Origin of the sequence: Nocardioides jejuensis, assembly GCF_004337475.1 — a bacterium.
Lineage (GTDB): Bacteria > Actinomycetota > Actinomycetes > Propionibacteriales > Nocardioidaceae > Nocardioides > Nocardioides jejuensis.
The window spans coordinates 1-24,026 of the sequence record NZ_SJZJ01000026.1 but is presented as its reverse complement, the minus strand read 5'-3'; the positions used below and the strand labels follow the sequence as shown (position 1 = coordinate 24,026).

Annotated in this window: 26 protein-coding genes and 2 tRNA genes; 14 read left to right on the top strand and 14 right to left on the bottom strand. The window is 71.0% G+C overall.

Going from position 1 to position 24,026, the window contains the following annotated elements; all coding sequences use genetic code 11:
• The first annotated feature begins 70 nt into the window (after positions 1 to 70).
• Positions 71 to 793: an IclR family transcriptional regulator gene (locus EPD65_RS13700; RefSeq protein ID WP_107700199.1), complete on the top strand. Its 723-nt coding sequence runs from the start codon at positions 71 to 73 to the stop codon at positions 791 to 793.
• A 48-nt stretch (positions 794 to 841) separates the two neighbouring features.
• Here EPD65_RS13700 and EPD65_RS13695 read toward each other — a convergent pair whose 3' ends face one another.
• From EPD65_RS13695 to EPD65_RS13675, 5 genes are all read right to left on the bottom strand, one after another.
• Positions 842 to 1,327: a methylated-DNA--[protein]-cysteine S-methyltransferase gene (locus EPD65_RS13695; protein WP_131585087.1), complete on the bottom strand. Its 486-nt coding sequence runs from the start codon at positions 1,325 to 1,327 to the stop codon at positions 842 to 844.
• 34 nt (positions 1,328 to 1,361) lie between these two features.
• Complete coding sequence (locus EPD65_RS13690) at positions 1,362 to 3,629, bottom strand: ATP-binding cassette domain-containing protein (protein ID WP_131585086.1); 2,268 nt, start codon at positions 3,627 to 3,629, stop codon at positions 1,362 to 1,364.
• 94 nt (positions 3,630 to 3,723) lie between these two features.
• Positions 3,724 to 4,161 (bottom strand): SRPBCC family protein, encoded by a 438-nt coding sequence (locus EPD65_RS13685; protein WP_131585084.1) that lies wholly within the window; start codon positions 4,159 to 4,161, stop codon positions 3,724 to 3,726.
• A gap of 70 nt (positions 4,162 to 4,231) precedes the next feature.
• A tRNA-Glu gene (locus EPD65_RS13680) sits at positions 4,232 to 4,304 on the bottom strand.
• 115 nt (positions 4,305 to 4,419) lie between these two features.
• Positions 4,420 to 4,491: transfer RNA gene (locus EPD65_RS13675), tRNA-Gln, on the bottom strand.
• A gap of 132 nt (positions 4,492 to 4,623) precedes the next feature.
• Here EPD65_RS13675 and EPD65_RS13670 point away from each other — a divergent pair.
• A complete protein-coding gene (locus tag EPD65_RS13670) occupies positions 4,624 to 5,379 on the top strand; it encodes a metallophosphoesterase (RefSeq protein WP_243640601.1) in 756 nt (251 codons plus the stop codon).
• On the opposite strand, the gene EPD65_RS13665 is transcribed toward EPD65_RS13670, so the two are convergent.
• The 4 genes from EPD65_RS13665 to EPD65_RS13650 are packed head-to-tail and all read right to left on the bottom strand — an operon-like array spanning position 5,369 to position 9,206.
• Positions 5,369 to 6,274: a CPBP family intramembrane glutamic endopeptidase gene (locus tag EPD65_RS13665; protein ID WP_131585080.1), complete on the bottom strand. Its 906-nt coding sequence runs from the start codon at positions 6,272 to 6,274 to the stop codon at positions 5,369 to 5,371. The genes EPD65_RS13670 and EPD65_RS13665 overlap by 11 nt on opposite strands.
• 16 nt (positions 6,275 to 6,290) lie before the next feature.
• Positions 6,291 to 7,757, bottom strand: coding sequence for a glutamate--tRNA ligase (gene gltX, locus EPD65_RS13660; protein ID WP_131585078.1), 1,467 nt, complete (start codon positions 7,755 to 7,757; stop codon positions 6,291 to 6,293).
• The gene (locus EPD65_RS13655) at positions 7,754 to 8,563 is read right to left on the bottom strand and encodes a fumarylacetoacetate hydrolase family protein (protein WP_131585076.1); all 810 of its coding nucleotides are present in this window, start codon (positions 8,561 to 8,563) and stop codon (positions 7,754 to 7,756) included. Before EPD65_RS13655 ends, gltX begins: the two co-directional genes overlap by 4 nt.
• A gap of 10 nt (positions 8,564 to 8,573) precedes the next feature.
• Positions 8,574 to 9,206 (bottom strand): TetR/AcrR family transcriptional regulator, encoded by a 633-nt coding sequence (locus tag EPD65_RS13650; RefSeq protein ID WP_131585074.1) that lies wholly within the window; start codon positions 9,204 to 9,206, stop codon positions 8,574 to 8,576.
• A 65-nt stretch (positions 9,207 to 9,271) separates the two neighbouring features.
• Here EPD65_RS13650 and EPD65_RS13645 point away from each other — a divergent pair, with 65 nt between their 5' ends.
• Complete coding sequence (locus EPD65_RS13645; protein ID WP_131585072.1) at positions 9,272 to 10,387, top strand: DUF2306 domain-containing protein; 1,116 nt, start codon at positions 9,272 to 9,274, stop codon at positions 10,385 to 10,387.
• 3 nt (positions 10,388 to 10,390) lie between these two features.
• Here the strand turns inward: EPD65_RS13645 and EPD65_RS13640 are convergent, their stop codons facing one another.
• The gene (locus EPD65_RS13640) at positions 10,391 to 11,104 is read right to left on the bottom strand and encodes an RDD family protein (protein WP_131585144.1); all 714 of its coding nucleotides are present in this window, start codon (positions 11,102 to 11,104) and stop codon (positions 10,391 to 10,393) included.
• 48 nt (positions 11,105 to 11,152) lie between these two features.
• Between EPD65_RS13640 and EPD65_RS13635 the strand changes: the two genes are divergently transcribed.
• From EPD65_RS13635 to EPD65_RS13610, 6 genes are all read left to right on the top strand, one after another.
• Entirely contained in the window at positions 11,153 to 11,581 is a 429-nt protein-coding gene (locus EPD65_RS13635) for an acyl-CoA thioesterase (RefSeq protein ID WP_207891560.1), read from the top strand.
• Positions 11,582 to 11,606: 25 nt separating this feature from the next.
• Positions 11,607 to 12,032 (top strand): hypothetical protein, encoded by a 426-nt coding sequence (locus EPD65_RS13630; protein WP_131585070.1) that lies wholly within the window; start codon positions 11,607 to 11,609, stop codon positions 12,030 to 12,032.
• Positions 12,033 to 12,062: 30 nt separating this feature from the next.
• Entirely contained in the window at positions 12,063 to 12,881 is an 819-nt protein-coding gene (locus EPD65_RS13625) for a 3-methyladenine DNA glycosylase (RefSeq protein WP_243640600.1), read from the top strand.
• Positions 12,878 to 13,285, top strand: a complete 408-nt coding sequence (locus tag EPD65_RS13620) for a DUF3592 domain-containing protein (protein WP_165873012.1) — start codon at positions 12,878 to 12,880, stop codon at positions 13,283 to 13,285. The genes EPD65_RS13625 and EPD65_RS13620 overlap by 4 nt, the downstream gene beginning before the upstream one ends.
• Positions 13,286 to 13,456: 171 nt before the next feature.
• Positions 13,457 to 13,951: a GNAT family N-acetyltransferase gene (locus EPD65_RS13615; protein ID WP_131585064.1), complete on the top strand. Its 495-nt coding sequence runs from the start codon at positions 13,457 to 13,459 to the stop codon at positions 13,949 to 13,951.
• Between the two features lie 36 nt (positions 13,952 to 13,987).
• On the top strand, positions 13,988 to 15,478 hold the full coding sequence (locus EPD65_RS13610; RefSeq protein WP_131585063.1) for an adenylate/guanylate cyclase domain-containing protein: 1,491 nt from the start codon (positions 13,988 to 13,990) through the stop codon (positions 15,476 to 15,478).
• Positions 15,479 to 15,490: 12 nt separating this feature from the next.
• Here the strand turns inward: EPD65_RS13610 and EPD65_RS13605 are convergent, their stop codons facing one another.
• Together EPD65_RS13605 and EPD65_RS13600 are read right to left on the bottom strand one after the other, a co-directional pair.
• Entirely contained in the window at positions 15,491 to 15,760 is a 270-nt protein-coding gene (locus tag EPD65_RS13605) for a hypothetical protein (RefSeq protein WP_131585061.1), read from the bottom strand.
• Between the two features lie 8 nt (positions 15,761 to 15,768).
• The gene (locus tag EPD65_RS13600; protein ID WP_243640599.1) at positions 15,769 to 16,356 is read right to left on the bottom strand and encodes a TetR/AcrR family transcriptional regulator C-terminal domain-containing protein; all 588 of its coding nucleotides are present in this window, start codon (positions 16,354 to 16,356) and stop codon (positions 15,769 to 15,771) included.
• 92 nt (positions 16,357 to 16,448) lie between these two features.
• On the opposite strand from EPD65_RS13600, the gene bioB reads away from it, so the two are divergent.
• The 4 genes from bioB to bioD are packed head-to-tail and all read left to right on the top strand — an operon-like array spanning position 16,449 to position 20,835.
• Positions 16,449 to 17,648, top strand: coding sequence for a biotin synthase BioB (gene bioB, locus EPD65_RS13595; protein ID WP_424450616.1), 1,200 nt, complete (start codon positions 16,449 to 16,451; stop codon positions 17,646 to 17,648).
• Positions 17,649 to 17,678: 30 nt separating this feature from the next.
• Entirely contained in the window at positions 17,679 to 19,046 is a 1,368-nt protein-coding gene (gene bioA / locus EPD65_RS13590) for an adenosylmethionine--8-amino-7-oxononanoate transaminase (protein ID WP_131585057.1), read from the top strand.
• Positions 19,043 to 20,170, top strand: a complete 1,128-nt coding sequence (locus tag EPD65_RS13585; protein ID WP_131585055.1) for an 8-amino-7-oxononanoate synthase — start codon at positions 19,043 to 19,045, stop codon at positions 20,168 to 20,170. Before bioA ends, EPD65_RS13585 begins: the two co-directional genes overlap by 4 nt.
• On the top strand, positions 20,167 to 20,835 hold the full coding sequence (gene bioD / locus EPD65_RS13580; RefSeq protein ID WP_131585053.1) for a dethiobiotin synthase: 669 nt from the start codon (positions 20,167 to 20,169) through the stop codon (positions 20,833 to 20,835). Before EPD65_RS13585 ends, bioD begins: the two co-directional genes overlap by 4 nt.
• A gap of 33 nt (positions 20,836 to 20,868) precedes the next feature.
• On the opposite strand, the gene EPD65_RS13575 is transcribed toward bioD, so the two are convergent.
• Positions 20,869 to 21,396 carry an NAD(P)H-dependent oxidoreductase gene (locus EPD65_RS13575; RefSeq protein WP_243640598.1) on the bottom strand — a complete coding sequence of 176 codons (528 nt, stop codon included), beginning with the start codon at positions 21,394 to 21,396 and terminating at the stop codon, positions 20,869 to 20,871.
• Between the two features lie 106 nt (positions 21,397 to 21,502).
• Positions 21,503 to 23,107: a citramalate synthase gene (gene cimA / locus EPD65_RS13570; RefSeq protein ID WP_131585049.1), complete on the bottom strand. Its 1,605-nt coding sequence runs from the start codon at positions 23,105 to 23,107 to the stop codon at positions 21,503 to 21,505.
• Positions 23,108 to 23,324: 217 nt separating this feature from the next.
• Between cimA and EPD65_RS13565 the strand changes: the two genes are divergently transcribed.
• Positions 23,325 to 23,987 carry a MerR family transcriptional regulator gene (locus tag EPD65_RS13565; RefSeq protein ID WP_131585047.1) on the top strand — a complete coding sequence of 221 codons (663 nt, stop codon included), beginning with the start codon at positions 23,325 to 23,327 and terminating at the stop codon, positions 23,985 to 23,987.
• Positions 23,988 to 24,026 lie beyond the last annotated feature (39 nt).

The window sequence follows — 24,026 nt, the reverse complement described above, 5'->3', positions numbered from 1 at the left end:
ACCGCCCGGTCCGGACGGCAAGAATGACTCTACGCTTGCATCCCACGGATTGAGATGTCAGTATCGGCATATGGACAACACCAGCGGAGTCGGCGTTCTCGACAAGGCCGCCCTCGTGCTCGCAGCTCTCGAGGCCGGCCCGGCCACCCTCGCCGGCCTCGTCGCCGGCACCGGACTGGCCCGCCCCACGGCCCATCGTCTCGCAGTTGCGCTGGAGCACCACCGCCTGGTCGCCCGCGACCTGCAGGGTCGCTTCGTCCTCGGCCCGCGCCTCGCGGAGCTCTCCGCCGCTGCCGGTGAGGACCGCCTCCTCGCCGCCGCCGGTCCGGTCCTCGCCCGCCTGCGCGACATCACCGGTGAGTCCGCCCAGCTCTGGCGCCGTCAGGGCGAGCACCGCGTGTGCGTCGCCGCCGCCGAGCGCCCGTCCGGCCTCCGCGACACGATCCCGGTCGGCTCGCAGCTGACCATGCGCGCGGGCTCCGCGGCGCAGGTGCTGCTCGCCTGGGAGGACCCGGAGCGCATGCACCGCGGCCTGCAGAACGCCGCCTACTCGGCCACCGCCCTGTCCGGCATCCGCCGCCGCGGCTGGGCCCAGTCCGTCGGCGAGCGCGAGCAGGGCGTGGCGTCCGTCTCCGCGCCGGTCCGCTCCCCCAGCGGCAAGATCATCGCCGCGGTCTCCGTCTCCGGCCCGCTCGAGCGCCTCTCGCGCCAGCCCGGCCGCATGCACGCTCCGGCGGTCCTGGCCGCCGCCGAACGGCTCTCCGAGTCGCTGCGCCGCGCCGCCGCCGAGTGACCTCATGAGAAGAGCCCCCGCCGTTGATCGGCGGGGGCTCTTGTCGTCTCAGAAGAGGGCGTCCTGGCGCTCGAGGTCGAGCAGCACCTGCTTGCGGTCCATGCCGCCGGCGTAGCCGGTCAGCGAGCCGTCAGCGCCGATCACGCGGTGGCACGGGATCACGATCGGGATCGGGTTGCGGCCGTTGGCCAGGCCCACAGCGCGCGAGGCCGCGGCGGTCTGCCCGAGGCGGCCGGCGATCTCGCCGTACGTGATCGTCTCGCCGAAGGGGATCCGCTGGAGCTGCGCCCAGACGCGCTCCTGGAACTCCGTGCCGCGCGGCGCGACCGGCAGGTCGAACGTCGTGCGGTCACCCGCGAAGTACTCCGTCAGCTGCCGCACCGCAGCACCCAGCACGGGATGGTCATCGGCGCGCTCCCCCAGGGGACGGCCGTCGGCCGGCGGACGCCAGGGCGTGAACTCGATCGCCGACACGGCGCCACCGCGCTCGACGATGCGCAGGTCGCCCACCGGCGACTCCATCACGGTCCACATGGTCCGATCATCGCAGGAGGCACTGACAGCCGACTCAGCGGAGCGAGCGACGGACCAGCTGCACGGTCGTCAGCAGCGCCACGACGGCGACGACGGCGAGGACCACGAGGTCGTGCGTCCACTGCCCGGTCGAGTACGCCGCGAGCGGGTCGGGCACCGCGCTGCGGATACCGTTCTTGGCACGCTCCAGGTGGACGCTGACCGCGTTGGCGGCATGGGCCCAGCGGGCCGGAGCCAGCCATGCAACCTGCTCGAGGCCGGGACGACCCGCGACCTGGACGAGCGCACCGGAGAGCACGAGCTGGCCCATCACGACGGCCACCAGCGCCGGCATCGTCTGCTCGACGGTCCGGACGAGGGCGGAGACGAGCAGGCCGAGCCATGCGGACGCGGTGGCGAGAAGGCCGACGGAGAGCGCGATCTCGCGGGTGCCCCAGCCGTGGATGCCCGCGGCGTCGGCACCGGGCAGACCGGCGAGCGCCAGCCAGGTCACGGCGACACCCTGGACGAAGCAGAGCAGGCCGAGGACCGCCCCCTTGGCGAAGACCCACGCGCCGGGCGAGACGCCGACGGCGTACTCGCGGCGGAGCAGGGCGCGCTCACGGACGACCTCACGCACGGTCATCGCAGCGCCCATCAGGCAGGCGGCGACGAGCAGGAGCGTGAGGTGCTGGTTCGCCTCCTCGCCCAGGCGGGCGCGGGCCACGCCGTTGGCGTGCGCGGTGGTCAGCGAGAGCCCGGCGCCACCCGGCACCACCCGGCTCAGCGCACCCAGTAGCAACGGCATCAGCACCAGCATCGCGACGGTCAGCCGATCGGAGAACGCCGCCACCGCCGTACGTCGCAGCAGCGTCAGCAGCTGCCCGGCGGGGGCAGGACGCTCCGGGACGACCAGCGTCCCCGGCGCCTTGAGCTTCGGTCGCTCGACGGTGGCAGCTGCCGGTGAGACCTCGCCGGTCTCCAGCAGGTCGAAGAGCTCGGGATAGTCGAGGCAGCCGAAGTGACCGAGCAGCGTCTCGGGAGCCCCGACGTGGGCGAGCCGACCGCCCCGGGCGAGGACGACGACCTGGTCGCACGCCTCGAGCCCGATGACGGAGTGGGTGACCGCGACGACCGTGCACCCGTCGTGGGCGAGGTCGCGCAGCTGCTCCATGACGCTGCGGTCGAAGCCCGGGTCGAGGCCCGTCGTCGGCTCGTCGAGGAAGAGCAGGTCCGGGGCAGTGAGCAGCTCGGCGGCGATCGCGAGGCGCTTGCGCTGGCCTCCGGAGAGGCTGCTGATCCGCTGGTCGCGTTGGCCCTCGAGGCCCAGCCGTCCGAGGACGTCGCCGACCCGGGCGTCGCGCTCCGCGCGCGTCGAGGTGGGCGGCATGCGCAGGGCCGCGGCGTACGCCAGCTCCTGGCGGACGCTGAGCTGCGGGTGCAGGAGCTCCTCCTGCGGGACGACACCGATCCGGAACCGGGCAAGGTCGCGCTCCCGGTCCAGGTCGTGGCCGTCCCAGACGACCCGCCCGCTGGTGGCCGGCCGCTCCCCCGTCAGTGCCCGCAGCAGCGTCGACTTGCCCGCTCCCGAGGGACCGATGACCGCCGTCAGGGTGCCAGGGCGCAGCGCGACGGAGATGTCGCGGAGCAACCGGGTGCCCTCGACGGTCACGTTGACGCCGTCGAGCACGAGCATCCGTTCGTCGGCGGACGGTGCGGCGGGGCCGACCCCCGGCGTACGACGGGGTGCGGGCGGCGCAGACGAGACGGCCGGTGCGGGCTCAGGCACCGACTGCGTCGCCGGGGCCTCGACCATCCCGGCGGCAACGGGGACCCGCACGGGCTCCGGCGTTCGCTCGGGGAGCTGCTCTGGGGCTGGCGTCTCGACCGGCGTCACGACCCGCGCGACCGCCGCCACTGCGGACGCCGCGGGCAGTGCGGGCGCCGCGACCGGCACGACGTCCGTGTCAGCAGCACCTGCTTCCGAGGGCTTCGGCCGCATGGCGCCGCGCATCGGGTCGCCGGGGCCGTACTCGAGGAACGACTCGACGTACTCGACGACCTCGAGCTCGACCAGCTGACCGTCGGGAGCGCCTACCCGGAGCTGCACGGGGCGGCCCAGGAAGAGCGGGAGCTGGACGACCCGGCAGCCGTCCAGGAAGAGCATCGGCTCCTCGCCAACGTCCCGCGCCGACCAGCCAGCCGGGCCGCACTGGAGCGCGAGCGGCCCGAGCACCTCGTCGGCATCGAACTCGCGGAAGTCACCGTTCGTCGTGACGCGCAGGCGCTCCTGGGTGGCGAGGTCAGGGAGCTGCGTGGTCATCTCGCGGCCCACGCTAGGTCCGATTCGTCCGGAGCCAGAGAAGGCACGCCGGGACGGTGCGAGCTGTCAGCAAGCAGCCTCAGGAGGCGACGGCTCAGCGTGCGACGTACGAGGAGAGGTTGGCGAGGAGCTCGCCGTGGATGCGGCGCAGTCCGAGCGGAGCGAAGGTCTTCTCGAAGAAGCCGCCCACGCCGCCGGCGCCGTTCCAGGTGGTGGTGACCGTGACGGTCGTGCCGGCGTCGGCGGCAGCGACCGTGAACGTGGTGACCATCGAGGAGTTGCGGTCCGTCTCGACGACGGAGTCGCTGGTCACGACGACGTCGGCCACGACCTCGCGGACGCGCTTCTCGGTGGCGTGCAGGTGCCACGACGCGACGGTGCCGGCGCCGACGCCGCCCTCCACGACCTGGTACTCGGTGTAGGCCGGCGTGAGGATCGCGGGGCGTGCCTCGCGGTAGTCGGCGAGCGCCTCGAGCACGAGGGCCGGGGCTGCGGGGACGATCGCCTCGGCGACGGCGGTGACCTGGGCCATGAGTGCTCCTTCGATGCTGTCCGGAAAGCGAAGAAGGCTTCCCGGTCTCGGGAAGCCTTCTTCGATGTTGTACCCCCGACCGGATTCGAACCGGCGCTACCGCCTTGAGAGGGCGACGTGCTAGGCCACTACACAACGGGGGCAATTTGCTGGCGATCACTCGCTGGCAACGTTCCGGAACTCTAGCGTTTGCCTTCGTTCCGTCACAAATCCGGACTGTGTGACCCTCATCGCTGAGGGCGATCAGACCGGATTCAGCTGGGATACAAGGACTCGAACCTTGAATAACGGAACCAGAAACCGTCGTGTTGCCAATTACACCATATCCCACAGTGTCGCCCGCACTCCGAGGACTGCCGGGACAAGGGAAAACCCTACACGGAGCCCATCCGGACCTCCAAAACGATGCCCGGCGGAGCGGCCGAATCGGCCGCTGTCGGTGGTCGCTGCGAGGATGGAGCCGTGCCCTCCCCCACCGCCCGTGCCTTCGCGATCAGCGACATCCACGGCCACCGCGACGACCTCGTGCGGTCACTGCGCAGCGAGGGCCTGATCGATGCCAGCGAGCACTGGTCGGGAGGTGAGGACCAGCTCTTCGTCCTCGGCGACCTGCTCGATCGCGGCCCCGACGGCATCGGCGTCATCCGGCTCGTGCGCCGCCTCCAGGAGGAGGCCCCCGGACAGGTGCACGTGCTGCTCGGCAACCACGAGGTGCTCGCACTCGGCATGTGGCTGCACCCCGACGAGGGCTACCTCCCGGTCTGGCAGCGCAACGGTGGCATCGCGCGCGACCAGGCAGGACTGACGCCCGACGACGTCGCCTGGCTGAGCCGGTTGCCCGCGATGGCGCGCATCGGGTCCGACCTTCTCGTCCACAGCGACACCACGGCGTACCTCGGGTGGGGGCGGAGCGTCGATGCCGTCAACGCCCACGTCACGAGCCTGCTCACGCGCGCCGATCCCGGAGGCGTCGCCGAGGTCTGGCGCGGGCTGGCGCAGCGCCGACGGTTCGTCGGGGCGAAGGGCGTCGAGCAGGCCGCGAGCCTGCTCGCGGCGTACGGCGGCGACCGCGTCGTGCACGGCCACAGCATCGTCGCGACCCTGCGCGGCACGACGCCCGGCCACGGCACGCTGTCGTACGCCGACGGCAAGGCGCTCGCCATCGACGGTGGCCGCTACGACGGCGGCCCGCTGCTGCTCGTCGACCTCAGCGCGTAGCGCGGGTGGTGAGCCCCTGGCGCCGGGCGAGCCAGACGGCGAGCGCCAGGTAGACCAGCGACTGGGTGAGCGTGCCCGGCAGCGACCACCACGTGCCACCCGTCGGCTGCAGCGCTTCGCCGAGGTTGCCGGAGACGATGGCGAAGCCGAAGGCGAGCCAGTTGTTGACCACGTGCATCGCCAGGCCCGCCTCGATCCCGCCCGTCAGCACCACCAGGACGCCAGCCACCAGGCCGAAGGCGAAGCGATCGACGAAGACCGGCCAGCTCTGTCCGAAGCCGTGGAAGATCGCGAACACCAGAGCCGGGAAGACCACCGCGAAGGCCGTCGGGAAGATCCCGCCGAATGCCTGGGTCAGGTAGCCGCGGAAGACGAACTCCTCCCCCGCCGCCTGCAGGGGCGTGAGGAGCGCGACCGTCACCAGGAGGGCCGCCATCCGCGCGTCGAACGGATGCGGCGACGCCGTCAGCTCGCCGCGGGTCCCGCTGGGGACCAGGGAGCCGACGACCACCGTGGCGATCATCGCGACGATCGCCAGACCCAGGCAGCCGGTGAAGAAGCGCCAGCGGATCCGCCCGACGACGGAGACCAGGAATCCCGGCCGGGTGCCGTGCAGGGCCCAGGCCAGCACCAACACCAGCGGGATCGCGGCAGCGAGGCCGAGCAGGATGCCCGCCATGATGATCGAACCCGGGTCGTCGAACGGGTTGTCACTGGCGGTCGGCCCGCCTGGAAGAACCAGATCGACCCCCACCGCGACGATGCCGAAGAGGATCGACAGCAGGGACATCCCGGTGAGCACCGCGAGTACGCCGAGTGCCGGCCGCCAGATCTCCCGCGGGCCGCTGCGCTGCAGCTGGTGGTAGCCGAGGCCGGCACCCGTCGTCGTACTCATGAGGTCAGGGACGCGCTCAGGCCAGCGCGGCCTGGAGGCGGCCGAGGGTCTTCTCCCGGCCGAGCAGGTCCAGCGACTCGAAGAGCGGCGGCGAGATCTGGGCGCCGGAGGTGGCCACCCGGACCGGACCGAACGCGACGCGCGGCTTGAGCTCCATGGTCTCGACGAGACGCTGGGTCAGCGCCTCCTCGATCGTGACGGTGGTCCACTCGTCGAGGCCGCGGAGGGCGTCGTACGCCGCCTGGACGACCTCGAGGCCCGCCTCGTTGAGCACCTTGGCGCGAGCCGCCTCGTCGATCGCGAAGTCGTCGTCGGAGACGAAGAAGGAGGCGACGAGGCCCGGGGCCTCGGCGAGCTTGCGCAGGCGCGGTGCCACGAGCGGCATCAGCTGGTCGAGCAGCACCTCCTCGTGCGCCGACAGCGTCTCGCCGACGATGCCCGCGCGCTGGAGGAACGGCAGGATCCGCTGCTTGCAGTCCGCCTCGGTGAGCAGCTTCATGTGCTCGGTGTTGATGGCGTCGCACTTCTTGATGTCGAACTTCGCCGGGTTCGCGTTGACGTCGGCGATGTCGAACGCAGCGACCATCTCCTCCATCGAGAAGACGTCGCGGTCGGCGGCGATCGACCAGCCGAGGAGCGCGAGGTAGTTGAGCAGGCCCTCGGGGATGAAGCCCTGGTCGCGGTAGGCCAGCGCGTGCGCCTCGGGGTCGCGCTTGGAGAGCTTCTTGTTGCCCTCGCCCATGACGTACGGGAGGTGGCCGAACTCCGGCGTCGCCTTCGCGATGCCGAGCTCCTTGAGCGCCTCGTAGAGGGCGATCTGGCGCGGCGTGCTCGAGAGCAGGTCCTCGCCACGGAGGACGTGGGTGATCTCCATCAGCGCGTCGTCGACCGGGTTGACCAGCGTGTAGAGCGGGTCGCCGTTGGCGCGCGCGAGGGCGTAGTCCGGCACGAACTTCGTCTCGAAGGTGACGTCGCCGCGGACCAGGTCGTGCCACGTGATCGAGCCGTCGGGCATCCGGAAGCGGACGACCGGGAGGCGGCCGTCGGCGGTGAACGCCGCCACCTGCTCCTCCGTCAGCTCGCGGCAGAAGCCGTCGTAGCCGATGACCTTCGAGCCCGACTCCTTGCGGCGCGCCTCGACCTCGTCGTTGGTGCAGTAGCAGTCGTACGCGAAGCGGGAGCCGCGCAGCTTGGCCAGCGCGTCGGCGTACAGCTCGCTCCGCTCGCTCTGCTTGTACGGCGCGTGGGGACCGCCGACCTCGGGGCCCTCGTCCCAGTCGAGACCGAGCCAGCGCATCAGGTCGATGATCGAGCTCAGCGACTCGTCGGTGCTGCGCTCCTTGTCGGTGTCCTCGATGCGGAAGACGAAGGTGCCGCCGTGGTGGCGCGCGAAGGCCCAGTTGAAGAGCGCGGTGCGGACCAGGCCGACGTGCGGGGAGCCCGTCGGGGACGGGGCCATGCGGACGCGGACGGGGGTGCTCATCGAGGGGCCACCTTGTTCGTGAGGGCGCCGATGCCCGAGATCAGGATCTCGACCTCGTCGTCGGCGCTGAGCGGGCCGACACCATCAGGGGTGCCGGTGAGGATGACGTCGCCGGGCAGCAGGGTCATGACGCTGCTGACGTGCGCGACGAGGGTCGGGATGTCGAAGACCAGGTCGGACGTGTTGCCGTCCTGGACGAGGTCTCCGTTGAGGTACGTCTGCACCTGGAGGTTGCTCGGGTCGAGCTCGGTCTCGATCCACGGGCCGAGGGGGCAGAAGGTGTCGAAGCCCTTGGCGCGGGTGAACTGGCCGTCCCGGCGCTGCAGGTCGCGCGCGGTGACGTCGTTGGCGACGGTGTAGCCGTGGATCACGTCCGCGGCCTTCTCGGCGGGGACGTCGCGGCAGATGCGGCCGATGACGACGGCGAGCTCGCCCTCGTAGTGCACTTCCTCGCTCTGCGCGGGGAGGCGGATGACGTCGTTGGGTCCGACCACCGAGGTGTTCGGCTTGAGGAACATCAGCGGCTCGGCCGGGACGTCGCCGCCCATCTCCGCCGCGTGCGCGGCGTAGTTCTTGCCGATGCCGATGACCTTGCTGCGCGGGATGATCGGGCTCAGGAGGCGGACGTCGCCGACGGCGTACTCCTTCTCGAGGAGCTTGATCCCGACGTAGAGCGGGTCGCCGGCGAGCGCGACGATGACCGCGTCGTCCGCCGGCTGGCCGAACTGGTCGACCTCCCCCGTCAGGACGCCGTAGGAGATCTCGTCGCTGTCGCCGCTGAGCGGGGTGAATCGAACGATGCGCACGGGCGCAAGGTTATCGGGCCGCCAAGCCCGCGCCGACCGACGCCCTCGCCCGTTCCTCGTCGTCGCCGTGCCCGACGAAGAACGCGACGAGCGACGGCTCCAGGACCCGCTCGCGCCCGCGCTCGTCCAGCACGAAGCCTCCGGCCACGAGCATCGCGTAGCCGTGGGCCACCGTCCACCAACGGAAGGACAGGTCAGCAGGCCGGTCGGCCGACAACCGTCCCGCCTGAACCGCCCGCTCCAGAGCGGCCGCGACCCGGTCGAGAGTCGCCGCGCGACCCCGCTGGTCCTTGCTCGGGGGCGGCAGCTGGAACCGGCCAAGCGGTGCCGTGCCGAACATGACGGCGTACAGCGCGGCGTACTCCCGCGCGTGTGCCAGGTAGGCCGCGGTCTGCGCCGCCACGTCGCGGATCGGATCATCGGTCGACTCGACGGCGAGGAACGCCCGCTCGAGCATCGCGAAGCCCTCCTCCACGACGGCAACCACGAGTGGTTCCATCGCACCGAAGTGCGTGTACACCGCCATGGTCGACGTCCCGGCGGCCGCAGCGACCTTCCGCACCGTCAGCGTCCCGGCGCCGCCTTCGGCGACGAGCTCCGCCGCGGCCTCGACCAGCCTGCGACGCATGTCACCGGAGCTCACCGGTGCACCTGATTTACATATGCGGGATACTTGTCCATAACGTTTGTTATAGCAGTGAGGTCCCCATGCGCACTCCCCGTCTGGCCACCGTGGCCTGGTTCGTCATCGCCACCGTCGTGCTCGTGTACGCGCCGATGGCGTTCGAGTACACCGCCCGGCTCTTCGGGGGCGGGCCCGAGCTGTGGGACCACACCTTCAGCGCAGCCGTCGGCAGTGACCACGCGCTCGGCGCCGGCTCGATCCATCACGAACAGCAGGGTGTCTACTCCGCGCATCGCTGGGTACTGCTCATGCACACGAGCCTCGGGTCGATCGCGATCGCTCTCGCGGTCTTCCAGCTGACGAACCGCAGCCGCCGCCGGCCCGGCGTACACCGCATCGTCGGCCGAGTCCAGGCGACCCTGGCCGTGACCGCAATGCTGGGCGCGATGACGTACCTCGTGCTGGTGGGGCCGCGTGGCACCTACGACGGCCCGGCGTTCTACCTCCAGCTGTGGGGCCTCGCGATCGGCACCCTGGCCGGCACCGTGCTCGGCGTCCTCGCAGCGCGCCAGCGACACATCGCGTCACACCGGGTGCTGATGACCTACGCATTCGCCCTGCTGTGCACCGCACCGTTCCTGCGGGTCCTCTACATCCTGCTCGGGATGGCGTGGCCCGGCGTCACCCAGGAGGTCACCAACCTCGCCGGCGGCGCCATCGAGGCCGTGTGGGCACCGATGGCCGCGATCCTCGCAACCCGACTGATGCCAGTTCCGCGCAGTCGAGACGTGCATGCTGCGATCACGTCCAAGCTCGAGCCGGGTGCGCTCGCCGCGGGCGTCCTCGGGTTGGCGTCGCTCGTCATCGGATACGCAGTGAGCTTCGACGGGCTGGACCGGGTCACGCTCAGCGCGATCGTCGCCAACGCTCTCGGCCTTGCCCTCACCACCGTCAACCTGCGCGCGGCCGGTGACCCGGTGGCGCGCGAGGACTGGCGGATCCACCACGCGGCGATGCTGATGGGCGCCCCGGCGACCGCGATCCTCTGGCTGCTCTATCGCCTTCCGTTCACGACCGGCGAAGCGTTCTACGGCGCGCTGCTCACCGGCCCCGCCCTCACGCTGTCGCTCGGGCTCGTCACGGTCGCCTGGCGCCGCCGGCGCCCGGCACGTGTCGCAGCGTCCGCGGTCACTGTCTGAGGATCAGCGCGTCTTCACCACGTACGTGCGGGCGAACTTGTCGTGGAGTGCCTGCCTGTCGCGGCCCCACAACGGCCACAGGCCGTCGACGAACCCGTAACAGGCGACGAGGACCATGAGGAGGACCCCGGCGCGCCAGAGTCCGACCGCCAGGAGAACCATCGGCAGCAGGCTGGCTCCGTTGAAGGTGAGCACGCGCACCACGATCGCGGACCACGGCAGGCGGTCGGTCCGGTCGCGCAGCCGCACCTGCAGGCCGAGCGCCAGCTTGCCGATCGTCGCACCCTTCCACCGCATCATCACCGCGGCGTACAGCGCGACGATGAGGACAGCCGGAATCTCGGCGTACATCATCTCCCGCATGATCGAGCCGTAGACGGACCAGAAGTCAGCCATCGAGCTGTTCGCGTCGACCTGGCGGACCAGGTCGTCCATGCGGCGCTGCATGTGGATCTGCATCGGGATCATTAGCGGCATGGTGGCGGCCATCAGGATCGCGGAGTCGATCAGGTACGCCAGCACCCGCCAACCCCAGTGGGCCAGCGGCACGCCATCGGGTGTCGTGGGACCGACCGGCTGGGCGGCGTACGCCGGGGAGACGTACTGCTGAGCCGGAGCGACGTGCTCGGTCCAGGCGGCTCCGTCCCAGTACCGCAACGTGGGGACGCCCGGGGCGGGCGTGGGGTCGGGGTACCAGCCGGCGGCAGCATCAGACACGTCCCGCACCCTAGTCGCGCGGACTGCGCGACGGAGTAGAAAGGCCCTGTGAGCGAACACCTCGAGGGCATGCCCGTGATCGTCGACTTCCCGGTCGCCTGGGGCGACATGGACGCGTTCGGGCACGTCAACAACACGCAGTACTTCCGCTGGTTCGAGGACGGGCGGCTGGCCTACTTCGAGGCCATCGGCATCGCGAACCTGATGGAGACCACGGGGGTGGGCCCCATCCTCGCCTCGACCGACTGCCGCTTCCGGGTGCCCCTGACGTATCCCGACTCCGTGCGGATCGGAGCCTCGGTCACCGACGTGCAGGACGGCGAGTTCACGATGCGCTACGTGGTCGTGAGCACAACCCACGGCCGGGTGGCCGCCGAGGGCACCGGTCGCATCGTGGCATTCGACTACCGCGCGGGCACGAAGGCGACCTGGCCCGAGTCGCTGCGCGAGGCGATCGCGAAGTTGCAGGACGCGTAAGCCGGGCTCCCCCTACGCTCCGGGCATGGACCCGGTCAGCGCTTACCCACCCACCGAACGGCATCCGCTCGACGACCACCCGCTGGGCCGCTCGTTCGGCGGCTTCTTCCTGCTGCTCCTGGTCGGCCTGATCAGCATGTCCGCCCTGGTCCTGTGGGGTTTCGGAGCGATCCTCCTGGCTGCAGCCGTGCTCCTGCTGCTGCTTCCGTTCGGGATCGATACCCGGGTGGCCGGGTGGCTGGTCGCGTCCGCGATCCCGGTCGCCGCCGCGTCCGTGACTCTGCTCAACGAGGGCACTCCGACCTGCATGCCGCGCGACCACGTCACCGACGGATGCCTGGTCCATCTCGAGACGGGCTGGCTCATCGGCGCGGCCTCCCTGGTCGTGGCCGGACTCCTCATGCTGGCTGTCGCCATCGGGCGCCGCCGATCGCTCTCTCCGATTCCCTGACCGCTGTCCTCCCTCACTATCGTGAGGGTCGTGGACCGGCTGAACGACGACGAGCGCGCCGCCGCCCACGCGGCCCGGCTCGCGCCGTACGTGACGCCGCACCTCGAACGCCGGGCAGCGGGCGTGAAGCACCCCGTGCACGACTTCCTCTTCACGTACTACAACTTCCGCCCGGCCCAGCTGCTGCGCTGGAACCCGGGCTTCGAGGTTGAGAGTCGAACATCAGGGTCTGCGGAGCGCCCGACTCACTCACAACTCGCGAGAGTCGCGCAGGTGCACGAGCTGCTGGTCGCCACCGCTGCCCGCGCGGGCAACTTCGGCTGCTTCGGCCTGCACGAGTGGGCGATGGTCCACGGCTCCGAGGAGAACCGGCACCCGATGCCGCTCCGGCTGAGCGCCGCCGACACCGACCGCGTGACCGAGAGCCATCGCATCACCTGCTCGCACTTCGACGCGTTCCGCTTCTTCACCCCGTCTGCGGTCGGCATGAACTCGCTCCAGCCGCGGTCCGACGACCGTCCGGCGTACGAGCAGCCGGCCTGTCTCCACGGCGGCATGGACCTCTACAAGCACGCCTACCGGCTGGCGCCGCTGATCGGCAGCGACCTGATCGCCGATGCCTTCGAGCTCGCCTGGGACATCCGGATCCTCGACATGCGCGCGGCGCCGTACAACATGACGGGGTGGACGCTGGACCCGACCGGCGAGGAGTGGACGCCGGTCGCGATCGAGACGCCCGAGGGCAAGGCGGAGTACGTCCGTCTGCAGCGGGAGTTCGCCGAACGAGGCGCCCCGATCCGGGCTGCCCTGATCGCTGCGTGCGAGCGCGTGCTGAGCACCTGCCCGTGAGCCGCGCCAGAGAGTGGGGCGAAGTTGCAGGCACCGCGCTGGTCAGCCTCGCCCTGATCCTCGGAGCGGTCCTCGCGGGCTACACGCTCTTCCGGGACAGGGCACACGCCGAAGGGTCGGTCATCCGGAGGACGATGTTCCACTGCGTGGTCGAGTTCCGCACCGCATCGGGGCAGACAGTGCGCTTCGAGAGCAGCAGTGGCAAGGGATTCGACTGTCGCGATGCAGAGGTAGGCGACCCGGTGGCGGTCCGCTACGACCCCGCCCATCCGGCGAAGGCGACCACGTCAACGGCGTCCGCTCTGTGGGGGCTGCTGGTCTTCGGAACGATTGCCGGCCCACTCCTCGGCGCGGTGAGTTGGTCTCTCACCCGCAGCACCGCCCGTACAGCACACACAACGTGACCTGCCACGTCGACCCTGCACGAACCGACACAGTGACGTGTCATCCGTCTGCACCTGAGTGTGGCGGCCTCGTGGCTGACGCGTCACTGTGTCGGTTCGTGCACGGCGGCCGGGAACCGGCCCGGCTCCTCGCCGCTGCCTCACCTTGGCGCCGCTGACAGACTCGCGGGCATGAGCACCGCGATCCGCCGCATCACGCACGCCGACCTCGAGCGGACGGTTGCCCTGGTGCACGAGCTGGCGGCGTACGAGAAGGCTCCGGACGAGTGCCGCCTCACGGTCACCCAGCTCGAGGCTGCGCTCTTCGGCGACTCCCCCGCGCTCTTCGGACACGTCGCGACGCACGACGGCGAGGTCGTCGGCATCGCGCTGTGGTTCCTCAACTTCTCCACCTGGCGCGGCATCCACGGCATCTATCTCGAGGACCTCTTCGTCAGCCCGGACCACCGCGGCCTCGGGCTCGGGAAGGACCTCCTGGCGGCCCTCGCGACCGAGTGCATCGACCGCGGCTACGAGCGCCTGGAGTGGTCGGTCCTCGACTGGAACGAGCCGGCGATCGGGTTCTACCGCTCCCTCGGTGCCGTCGGCATGGACGAGTGGACGGTCCACCGGCTCGCCGGCGACGCACTCACCCGCCTGGGCAGTCCGACGTACGCCACGGAGTGACGCACCCGGGCCCGGCGCCACCCCTATGCTGCGCGCATGGCCCGCGCCCCTCGCCGCCGCGCGATCCGCTTCGTGATCGCCGTGCTGCTGACCATCACCAACCTCGGCGGCGCGGCCGTCGTCTTCGCATTGGCTGCCTTCGTGGTCCCGTTGCCGGGTGGCGACGAGACCCGGGTACGCCTGCTCAACCTCGCGGTGCTCGCGGCGTACGTGCCGACGGCCGTGGTCCTCGGCACCTTCTGGGGCGTCCGCCGCCAGAAGCGCCTCGACACCTGGCTGGTCGAGCAGCGCCCGGCCACCGACCGCGAGAAGTCCCGCCTGCTCAAGACACCCCAGGCCTACGCCTGGATGCACATGACGCTCTGGGGCTTCGCCTCCGCGCTCTTCGGGATCATCAACATCCCCTCGAACGTCGGCCGCGCGGCGCTCGTCGTGGTGATCGTCGCCATCACCGGCATCACGGTGGCGTCGCTGTCCTTCCTCATCGTCGAACGCCGGATCCGGCCGATCACCCGGGCGGCGCTGGAGACCGGCCTTCCCGCGAAGCACAAGGCGGGCCACGTCTCGGTCCGGGTCACGATGGCATGGCTGCTGGGCACCGGCGCCGCCGCGAGCGGCCTGATGCTGGCCGGCCTCACCGCGATCGTGCTCGGCGCCGACGCCACGTCGTACGCCCAGCTCGGGGCGACGATGATCTCGCTCGGCGCGGTCATCATCCTGGTCGGCGGGCTCGTGACCTTCCTCGCTGCCCGCGCGACCGCGGACCCGATCCGTGCCCTCCGGGCAGGCTTCGCCCGCGTCGGCCGGGGCAAGCTCAACACCTGGGTCGCGATCGACGACGGCACCGAGATCGGCGAGCTGCAGGCGGGGTTCAACGAGATGGTCGCCGGCCTGCGCGAGCGCGAGCAGCTGCGCGACCTGTTCGGTCGCCACGTGGGCGTCGACGTCGCGCGCGAGGCGCTCGCCAACGGCGTACAGCTGGGTGGCGAGGTCCGCGACGTGACGGTCCTCTTCGTCGACGTGATGGGGTCGACGACGATGGCGACCGAACTGGACCCGACCGAGGTCGTCGGGTTGCTCAACCGATTCTTCGACGTCGTCATCGACGTCGTGCACGAGTACGACGGCTGGATCAACAAGTTCGAGGGCGACGCGGCTCTGGCGATCTGGGGCGCACCCATGGCCGTCGAGGAGCGCGACGCGCAGGCCCTGGCCGCCGCGCGCGTCCTGGCCGAGCGGCTCCGGCGCGAGGTCCCCGAGATCGCCGCCGGCGTCGGCGTCTCCGGCGGCCCGGTCGTGTGCGGCAACGTCGGCTCCTCCGACCGTTACGAGTACACGGTCATCGGCGACGCGGTGAACGAGGCCGCCCGCCTCACGTCGGTCGCCAAGGAGCACCCCGAACGCTGCGTCGCGAACGCCGCCCTGCTCGCCGCGGCTGCCAGCGAGCAGCCGCGCTGGGTCGAGCGCGAGGCCGTCGTCCTGCGCGGCCGGGGCATGCCTACGCGCGTGGCCGTGCCGCGGACCTGACCGCGACCCTGCTCACTTGCAGGAGCGGGTGAGCAGGTCCTTCACGTCGGACACGGGGATGCCGGAGCTGTCCGGGAAGAGGTGCGTGACGGTGCGGTCGGGGTCGACCTTGTAGTCGTGGCAGGTCGAGGCGTGGTCCGCGTCGGTCCAGCCGTCCCAGACCTGCTGGACGAACTGCTTCGTCGTGGTCGGCAGGGCCGACGGCGCAGGCTCAGCAGTGCCTCCGCCGCAGGCCGCGAAGAGCAGCGCGGCGGGGACCAGGAGGACCGAGAGACGACGCATGGAGGTCACTATGACTTGTCAGCGGCCTTCGGCCCAAGCCTTGTCTCAAGTCCACGCAGGACGATGGCGAGCCCGACGGCGAAATCTGCGTCGCCGGACTCTCCCGCGACACCGGCTGCCTGACGGTCGGCGACGTGTCCGAAGACGAAGTGGAACAGGGTCTGCGCACCGACCCGCGCGAGCTCGGCGTCGGCGCCGTTGAAGGCCAGCACCGCAGCCATCCGGCTCACCGGCTCCGTGCCGCCGACCCCCTGGGCCCGGGCGGCGGCCAGCACGGCCGCACCGTCGCGGTGCCGCAGCATCGTGTCGCGCAGCTCGACGCAGGCGAGGCGGAGCTCGTCCTGCCACCCCAGCACCTCGGTCGAACGCCGACCGCGCGCGAGCATCTCGTCCGCAACCGCGCCCAGCAGCTCCTGCCGCGACGAGACATGGTGGTAGAGCGCGCTCGGCTGCACGCCGAGGTCCCCGGCCAGGCGCCGCATGGACAGGCCATCGAGACCGACCTCGTCGAGGAGCGCGATCGCGCGACCGACGACGTCGGCCCGGCGGTAGCGCCCGCGATCCGGAGCAGAAGCGGGAAGAGTTGGCGAAGCCACGGCACACACCCTAACCTGAACACCGTTCAGGTGACCCGGACGCGGGCGCCACGACCCCAGCGGCCAGGCCGCACCGAGGAGCCCCGATGAGCATGCAGTACGACCAGATCGCCGAGAAGGTCCTCTCCGGCACCCCCGCGACCGAGGCCGACGCCCTCGCGGTCCTGCAGGCTCCCGACGCGGACCTCATGTTCGTCGTTGCCGCGGCCGGCAAGCTGCGCCGCGAGCACTTCGCCAACACGGTCAAGGTCAACTACCTGGTCAACCTGAAGTCCGGCCTGTGTCCGGAGAACTGCAACTACTGCAGCCAGGCGCGTGGCTCCGAGGCCGACATCCTCAAGTACTCCTACCTGTCGACCGACACCGTGATGGCGCAGGCCGGCGCCGGCCTCAAGGGCGGCGCCTCCCGCGTGTGCATGGTCTCCTCCGGCCGCGGCCCGTCCAACAAGGACATCGACAAGGTCGTCGAGATGACCGAGGCCCTCAAGGACGAGTACGAGGGCGTCGAGGTCTGCGCCTGCCTCGGCCTGCTCAAGGACGGCCAGGCCGAGCGCCTCAAGGCGGCCGGTGTCGACGCGTACAACCACAACATCAACACCGCCGAGTCGAACCACGACAACATCGTCCAGACGCACACCTACGAGGACCGCGTCGACACCATCGGCAAGGCCAAGTCCGCCGGCCTCTCCCCCTGCTCCGGCCTGATCGCCGGTCTCGGCGAGACCGACGAGCAGCTGGTCGAGGCGCTCTTCGCGCTCAAGGCGCTCGAGTCCGACTCGATCCCGGTCAACTTCCTGATGCCGTTCGACGGCACGCCGTACGAGAACACCTGGGAGCTCTCGCCGCAGCGCTGCCTGAAGATCCTCGCGATGGCGCGCTTCGTCTGCCCGGACAAGGAGATCCGCATCGCCGGCGGCCGCGAGATGCACCTGCGCTCGCTGCAGGGCCAGGCGCTGCACGTCGCCAACTCGATCTTCCTCGGCGACTACCTGACCTCCGAGGGTCAGGACGCCCGCTCCGACCTCGAGATGATCCGAGACAACGGCTTCGTCATCCTCGGCCAGGAGAACGCCTTCAACGACGGCACCTTCGACGAGGTCTTCAACGCCCCGCGCGGCGGCCACTCGCACGCTCCGGCCACCACCCCGTGTGGTTCGTCGGCCGGCTCGGCCTGCGGCGACGGCTGCGGCGGCTGCACGGCCCTCTCCCCTGCCGACAAGGCCGCGGAGGCCAGCAACAAGCCGGTGATCCGTCGCCGCGGTGCGGGCACCGAGGTCCCGGCGAACGCCTGAGCCCCGCGTCGTACGACGAGGGCGACTGCCATGACCAGCCCATCTGCCCCGGGGAGTGCTGAGGACCTGCTCGCGTTCGACCGCGAGCACCTCTGGCACCCCTACACGTCGATGACGGACCCGGCACCTGTCCGGGCCGTCGTCGGCGCGTCCGGGGCACGGCTCTGGCTCTCGGAGACCGGGGCCCCGGCCGACGCGGTCAACGTCGTCGACGGCATGAGCTCGTGGTGGTCGGCCATCCACGGCTACCGCCACCCGCGCCTCGACCAGGCAGTGAAGGACCAGGTCGACCGGTTCAGCCACGTCATGTTCGGCGGGCTCACGCACTCTCCCGCGGTCACGCTCGGTCGCGCTCTCGTCGAGCTCACCCCGGAGGGCCTCGACAAGGTCTTCCTCGCCGACTCCGGCTCCGTCGCCGTCGAGGTGGCGCTGAAGATGGTCCTGCAGTACCAGCGCGGTGCCGGGCAGCCGGAGCGGCGACGCTTCCTGACGGTGCGCGGCGGCTACCACGGCGACACGTTCCACCCGATGTCCGTGACCGACCCCGATGGCGGCATGCACAGCATGTGGCGCGGCCTCCTCCCCGAGCACGTCTTCGCACCCCGTCCTCCGCGTCTCGCGCAGCGGACGGGGAGCGAAGCGACCGACGTCGACGACGCGAGCGCGGGCGAGATCGACACCTGGGCGGCTGCGTTCCGGGCGACTGCCGAGGGGCACGCGCACGAGCTCGCGGGCATCATCGTCGAGCCGCTGCTGCAGGGCGCTGGCGGCATGTGGCCCTACCCGCCCGCGTGCCTGCAGGTGATGCGCGAGGTCGCCGACGACCTCGGTCTGCTGCTCGTCTTCGACGAGATCGCGACGGGCTTCGGTCGCACCGGCCACCTCTTCGTCTCCGAGATCGTGACGCCCGATGTGCTGTGCCTCGGCAAGGCGCTGACCGGCGGCTACATGACGCTGGCCGCGGTCGTCACCACCGACCGCGTCGCCCGTGGCATCTCTGCCTCGGAGTCCGGCGTCCTCATGCACGGGCCGACGTTCATGGGCAACCCGCTGGCCTGCGCCGTCGCGCTCGAGTCGCTCCGTGTCCTGACCCGATCCGACTGGACGTCCACCGTGGCCCGTATCGGCACGCGGCTCCAGACCGGCCTCGCGCCGCTCCGTGATCTCCCCGGCGTCAAGGACGTCCGCACGATCGGTGCCGTCGGCATCGTCCAGCTCGAGCAGCGGGTCGACGTGCCCGCCGCGACCGATGCCGCGATCGCCGCCGGTGCCTGGCTGCGGCCGTTCAACGACCTGATCTACACGATGCCGCCGTACGTGTGCACCGACAACGAGGTCGACACGATCGTCGCGGCCATCCATGCCGCCACCCGAGCGTCCGTGGAGGCGACGTCGTGAACTGGGAGCAGTGGTTCGCCGAGCGCGTCGCCGAGCGGGAGGCTGCCGGGCTCCGGCGCATCCTGAAGCCGCGCGGTGCTGACGACCCGGTGATCGACCTCGCCGGCAACGACTACCTCGGCCTCTCGACCCACCCCGACGTACGCCGCGCCGCGGCTGATGCCGCGCTGACCTGGGGCGCTGGATCCGGTGCCTCGCGACTCGTGACGGGCACGCTCGAGGTGCACCAGCAGCTCGAGGAGGAGCTCGCGGAGTTCACCGGGTGGCCTGCTGCGCTGGCCTTCTCGACCGGCTATCACGCCAACCTCTCCGTGGTCGCAGCCCTTGTCGGCAAGGGCGACCTGATCGTCTCCGATGCCCACGTGCACGCCTCGCTTATCGACGCCGCCCGCCTGAGCCGCGCGGAGGTCGCGGTCGCAGCGCACAACGACGCGGCCGACGTCGCGCGCATCCTGGCGGCCAACCCCGGCCGGCGCACCCTCGTCCTGGTCGAGTCGATCTACTCCGTGCTCGGTGACGCCGCTCCCCTGCGCGAGCTCGCCGACCTCTGCGCCGACCACGGCGCGCTGCTGGTCGTCGACGAGGCCCACGGCGTCGGCGTCGTGGGTGACGGCGGCCGCGGACTCGTCCACGCAGCCGGGCTCGCCGGCCATCCGAACGTCGTCGTCACCGTGACGCTCTCCAAGGCGCTGGGCGCCCAGGGCGGCGTACTCCTCGGGCCGGCGAGCTTCCGTGAGCACCTGGTCAACGCCGCGCGTCCGTTCATCTTCGACACCGGTCTGGCACCGGCGTCCGCCGCAGGCGCACTCGCGTCGTTGCGGCACCTGCGCGCCCACCACGACCTGCCCACCGTGATCCGCACCCGCGTCACCGGCCTGGCCGACCTGCTCGGCGTCGAGGCGCCTGCGGGAGCGGTGCTCTCGGTGCCGATGCCGTCGCCCCACGCCGCGCTCGCCGCCCAGGCAGCCTGCCTCGCGGGCGGAGTCCGCGTCGCCTGCTTCCGGCCGCCGTCCGTGCCGGACGGCATCAGCCGGCTGCGGATCACCACCAACGCCGGCGTCGACGGAGCAGACTGGAAGCACGCCTGCGACCTGCTGGCGCGCGTCTGCGAGGAGCACCGATGAGCAGGATCGTCATCGTCACCGGCACCGACACCGGCGTCGGCAAGACCATCGCCACGGCGGCCCTGGCCGTCCACCTCGGACAGCCACTCGTCATCAAGCCTGCGCAGACCGGGATCGCACCCGGCAACGGCGAGGAGCGGGACGTCGACGTCGTCGCCCGCCTCTCCGGGTCCCCGGTCGAGCAGTTCGTCGAGCTCGTCGACCCGCTCGCGCCCGACACCGCCGCGCGGCTGCGCGAGGTCACCATCCCGACCGTTGCCGACCACGCCACAGCGGTCCGTCACCTGCTCACCGACCACGCGACCGTGGTCGTCGAGGGCGCCGGAGGCCTGCTGGTCCGCCTCGACACCGACGGCGGCACCCTGCTCGACCTCGCGACGAACCTCGCCAAGCGCGAGCCCGTCTCCGTGTACGTCGTCACCCGCGCCGGTCTGGGCACGCTCAACCACACCGAGCTCACCGTCCGGGCGCTGCGTCACGCCGGCATCGAGCCGGCCGGCCTCGTCATCGGCAGCTGGCCCGCGGACCCCGACCAGGCAGAGGCCCTGAACCGGACCGAACTGCCGCGCGTGACCGGCGTACCGGTGGCTGCGGTGCTCCCCGAGAACGCAGGAAGCCTGGACCCGGAGGAGTTCCGGGCCCAGGCTCCCACCTGGTTCTGCTGACCTCCACCGCTACGCAGCGGGGAGGGACGCGGTTCAGTTCGCGGCGGCGAGCTTCGCGACGGCGTCGGTGAACTTCGCGACGATCTCGGCGTCCTGCGACGGGTCGGTGCCCCACGCGTAGGCGTGCGAGAGCTCGATGTCCTCGACGAGCTTGGCACCGGCGACACCGGCCGACTTGCGGGTGTCCTGGTGCGCCCACTGGCCGCCGTACTGGCCGACAGCGGTGCCGACGACGGCGGTCGGCTTGTCCTTGATGGAACCGGCGCCGAACGGGCGCGAGGCCCAGTCGATCGCGTTGGCGACGACGGCCGGGGTGGAGCCGTTGTACTCCGGGACGACGAAGAGGAGGCGGTCGGCCGCAGCGACCTGCTCGCGCAGGGCGGTGGCGGCAGCGGGGGCCGCGTCGCCGTCGATGTCCTCGTTGTAGAACGGGATCTCGCCGAGGCCCTGGGCGATCTCGATGGTCACGCCCTCCGGGGCCTGCGCCTGGACGGCCTCGATGAGCTTGCGGTTGACGGAGTCGGCACGCAGCGAGCCGACGAGGGCGAGGACCTTGGTCACGGGAGTCTCCTGAAGTGGGGGGGTCAAGCAGGTGTATGACGCGTCAACCATGATTCCGGCGTACGCATTCCCGACCCGATGAGATCTGGGTCACACGCCGGGTGGTTCAGGCCTGGTGCTTGCGCAGGCCGTAGGTGACGCTGTCGACGAGCGCCTGCCAGGAGGCCTCGATGATGTTGGCGCCGACACCGACCGTCACCCACGAGATCGCCCCGTCGGTGGTCTCGATCAGGACGCGCGTGATGGCGTCGGTGCCGTGGCCCTGGTCGAGGATGCGGACCTTGAAGTCGATCAGCTCGAACTTCGCGACCTCGGGGTACGCCCGGCCGATCGCCTGGCGCAGCGCGTGGTCGAGCGCGTTGACCGGGCCGTTGCCCTCGCCCACGAGGACGAACCGCTCCCCCTGCGCGTGCAGCTTCACGATCGCCTCGCAGACCGCCTCGCCGGCCCGGCCACCCGCCGTGCCGGTCTGCGGGACCGTCTCGGTGACGACGCGCCACGACTCGATCTCGAAGAACGCCGGACGCTCCCCCTCGACCATCTCGGCCAGCAGCAGCTCGAACGAGGCATCGGCCGCCTCGAAGCTGAAGCCCTGCGACTCCAGCTCCTTCACGCGGTGCGTGATGGCCGTGGCGAGCTCCTTGTCCTCGGAGAGGTCGAAGCCGAGCTCCTTGCCCTTGAGCTCGATCGACGCGCGCCCGGCCATGTCGGAGACGAGCAGGCGCATGTCGTTGCCGACGCCCATCGGGTCCATGTGCTGGTAGAGCATCGGGTCGACCTTGATCGCGCTCGCGTGCAGTCCCGCCTTGTGCGCGAACGCCGACGAGCCGACGTACGGCTGGCGGGACGCGGGCGGGACGTTGGTGACCTCGGCGATGCCGTGGGCGATCCGGGTGGCCTCGCGCAGCAGTCCCTGCGGAAGCACGCGGCGGTCGAGCTTGAGCTCGAGGTTGGCTACGACCGAGATCAGGTCGGCGTTGCCGGTGCGCTCGCCGTAGCCGTTGATGGTGCCCTGGACGTGCGTGGCGCCGGCGTCGACCGCAGCGAGGGTGTTGGCGACCGCCGTGCCGGTGTCGTTGTGGCAGTGGATGCCGACGCGGCCGCCGGTCGAGGTCTGCACGTCGAGGACGACGTCGGAGACCCACGCCGGGAGCATGCCGCCGTTGGTGTCACAGAGCGCGGCCACCTCGGCACCCGCCTCGAACGCCGTACGCAGCACCTCGAGGGCGTAGGCCCGGTTCGCGCGGTAGCCGTCGAAGAAGTGCTCGGCGTCGAGGAAGACGGTCTGGCCGTTCTCGCGGAGGTGGGAAACGGTGTCGCGCACCATCGCCAGGTTCTCCTCGAGCGTGGTGCGCAGGGCGAGCTCGACGTGACGGTCGTGGGACTTGGCGACGAGCGTGACGACCGGTGCGCCCGAGTCGCGCAGGGCCGCCACGAGCGGGTCGTCCGCCGCGCGTACGCCGGCACGTCGGGTCGCTCCGAATGCCGCGAGCTTCGCGTGCTTGAGGTCCAGCTCGGTGGCCGCGCGGCGGAAGAACTCGGTGTCCTTGGGGTTGGCACCCGGCCAGCCGCCCTCGATGAACCCGACACCGAGCTCGTCGAGCTGGCGCGCAATGGCGAGCTTGTCCGCGACGGTGGGGTTGAGCCCCTCCTGCTGCATGCCGTCACGCAGCGTGGTGTCGTAGACGTGGAACGCGCCCTGCAGGTCCATGGGTACCCACCCTTGTGAGTTGTTCGGTGTCGCTCGATCTGGTGCAGCAACAAAAAAACCCCTCGCGGACGAGAGGTTTGCGCGTCGGCCGGGGCGGCTGACGCGCTAGCCAATGGCAATGTGGCGCTGCATACGTTCATTGTGCCATGTCTCGTGTGCGCACCCGCTCGCGCCCACGTAGACTCTGCGCGGGGGCAATAGGGAGGAAGTAGTACCAATGCGCATCAGCCAGCTCAGTCAGGCAGCGGATCTGCCGGTCGGGACCGTGAAGTTCTACCTGCGCACCGGTCTCCTGCACGCAGGTCGGGCCACCAGCGCGACTCAGGCGATCTACGACCAGAGCCACCTCGAGCGCCTGCGCCTCGTGCGCGCCCTGCTCGAGATCGGCAAGCTCAGCCACGCCGAGATCCAGCGCGTCCTCGCGGCCCTCGCGGCTCCCCAGGCGTCGCCCGACGCAGCACCGCTCGACACGATCGAGATGCTGTCGCTCGCGACCGCCGAGCCGGCCGACATCGACGGCGCGCGCGTCGACCTGTCCAGCGCCCGCGAGCTCGTCGAGCAGGTCGGCTGGAGCATCAGCGAAGACTCGCCGCACCTCGACGCCCTCGCCCAGGCCCTGCTCGCCCTCGACGGCATCGGCGTCGCGCCGTCCGACGAGCGCATGCGGGTCTACGCCGAGGCCGCGTCCCACGTGGCCCGCAACGACGTCTCCACCGTGATCGAGGCCGACCCGCACATGCGCGCGCTCGTGGCCGCCGCAGGCACGGCCCTCTACGACGCATTCCTCGCGGCGCTGCGCCAGCTCGCGATCGAGAACCAGGTCACGCGCCAGCGCACCCGGGTCCCCGGCCAGCGCGCCACGACGATCCCGTCCGCCTGACCCACCGTCCGTAGCGGCCAAACTGTCAATCTGACAGTT

Excerpts from the sequence above, each read along its gene's own strand:
- EPD65_RS13615 (WP_131585064.1), top strand. The coding sequence starts at position 13,457 with ATGAGCACCGCGATCCGCCGCATCACGCACGCCGACCTCGAGCGGACG.
- EPD65_RS13685 (WP_131585084.1), bottom strand. The coding sequence starts at position 4,161 with ATGGCCCAGGTCACCGCCGTCGCCGAGGCGATCGTCCCCGCAGCCCCG.
- cimA (WP_131585049.1), bottom strand. The coding sequence starts at position 23,107 with ATGGACCTGCAGGGCGCGTTCCACGTCTACGACACCACGCTGCGTGAC.
- EPD65_RS13610 (WP_131585063.1), top strand. The coding sequence starts at position 13,988 with ATGGCCCGCGCCCCTCGCCGCCGCGCGATCCGCTTCGTGATCGCCGTG.
- EPD65_RS13605 (WP_131585061.1), bottom strand. The coding sequence starts at position 15,760 with ATGCGTCGTCTCTCGGTCCTCCTGGTCCCCGCCGCGCTGCTCTTCGCG.
- EPD65_RS13665 (WP_131585080.1), bottom strand. The coding sequence starts at position 6,274 with ATGAGTACGACGACGGGTGCCGGCCTCGGCTACCACCAGCTGCAGCGC.
- EPD65_RS13690 (WP_131585086.1), bottom strand. The coding sequence starts at position 3,629 with ATGACCACGCAGCTCCCTGACCTCGCCACCCAGGAGCGCCTGCGCGTC.
- EPD65_RS13645 (WP_131585072.1), top strand. The coding sequence starts at position 9,272 with ATGCGCACTCCCCGTCTGGCCACCGTGGCCTGGTTCGTCATCGCCACC.
- gltX (WP_131585078.1), bottom strand. The coding sequence starts at position 7,757 with ATGAGCACCCCCGTCCGCGTCCGCATGGCCCCGTCCCCGACGGGCTCC.
- EPD65_RS13695 (WP_131585087.1), bottom strand. The coding sequence starts at position 1,327 with ATGTGGACCGTGATGGAGTCGCCGGTGGGCGACCTGCGCATCGTCGAG.
- bioA (WP_131585057.1), top strand. The coding sequence starts at position 17,679 with ATGACCAGCCCATCTGCCCCGGGGAGTGCTGAGGACCTGCTCGCGTTC.
- EPD65_RS13700 (WP_107700199.1), top strand. The coding sequence starts at position 71 with ATGGACAACACCAGCGGAGTCGGCGTTCTCGACAAGGCCGCCCTCGTG.
- EPD65_RS13565 (WP_131585047.1), top strand. The coding sequence starts at position 23,325 with ATGCGCATCAGCCAGCTCAGTCAGGCAGCGGATCTGCCGGTCGGGACC.
- bioD (WP_131585053.1), top strand. The coding sequence starts at position 20,167 with ATGAGCAGGATCGTCATCGTCACCGGCACCGACACCGGCGTCGGCAAG.
- EPD65_RS13630 (WP_131585070.1), top strand. The coding sequence starts at position 11,607 with ATGGACCCGGTCAGCGCTTACCCACCCACCGAACGGCATCCGCTCGAC.
- bioB (WP_424450616.1), top strand. The coding sequence starts at position 16,449 with ATGCAGTACGACCAGATCGCCGAGAAGGTCCTCTCCGGCACCCCCGCG.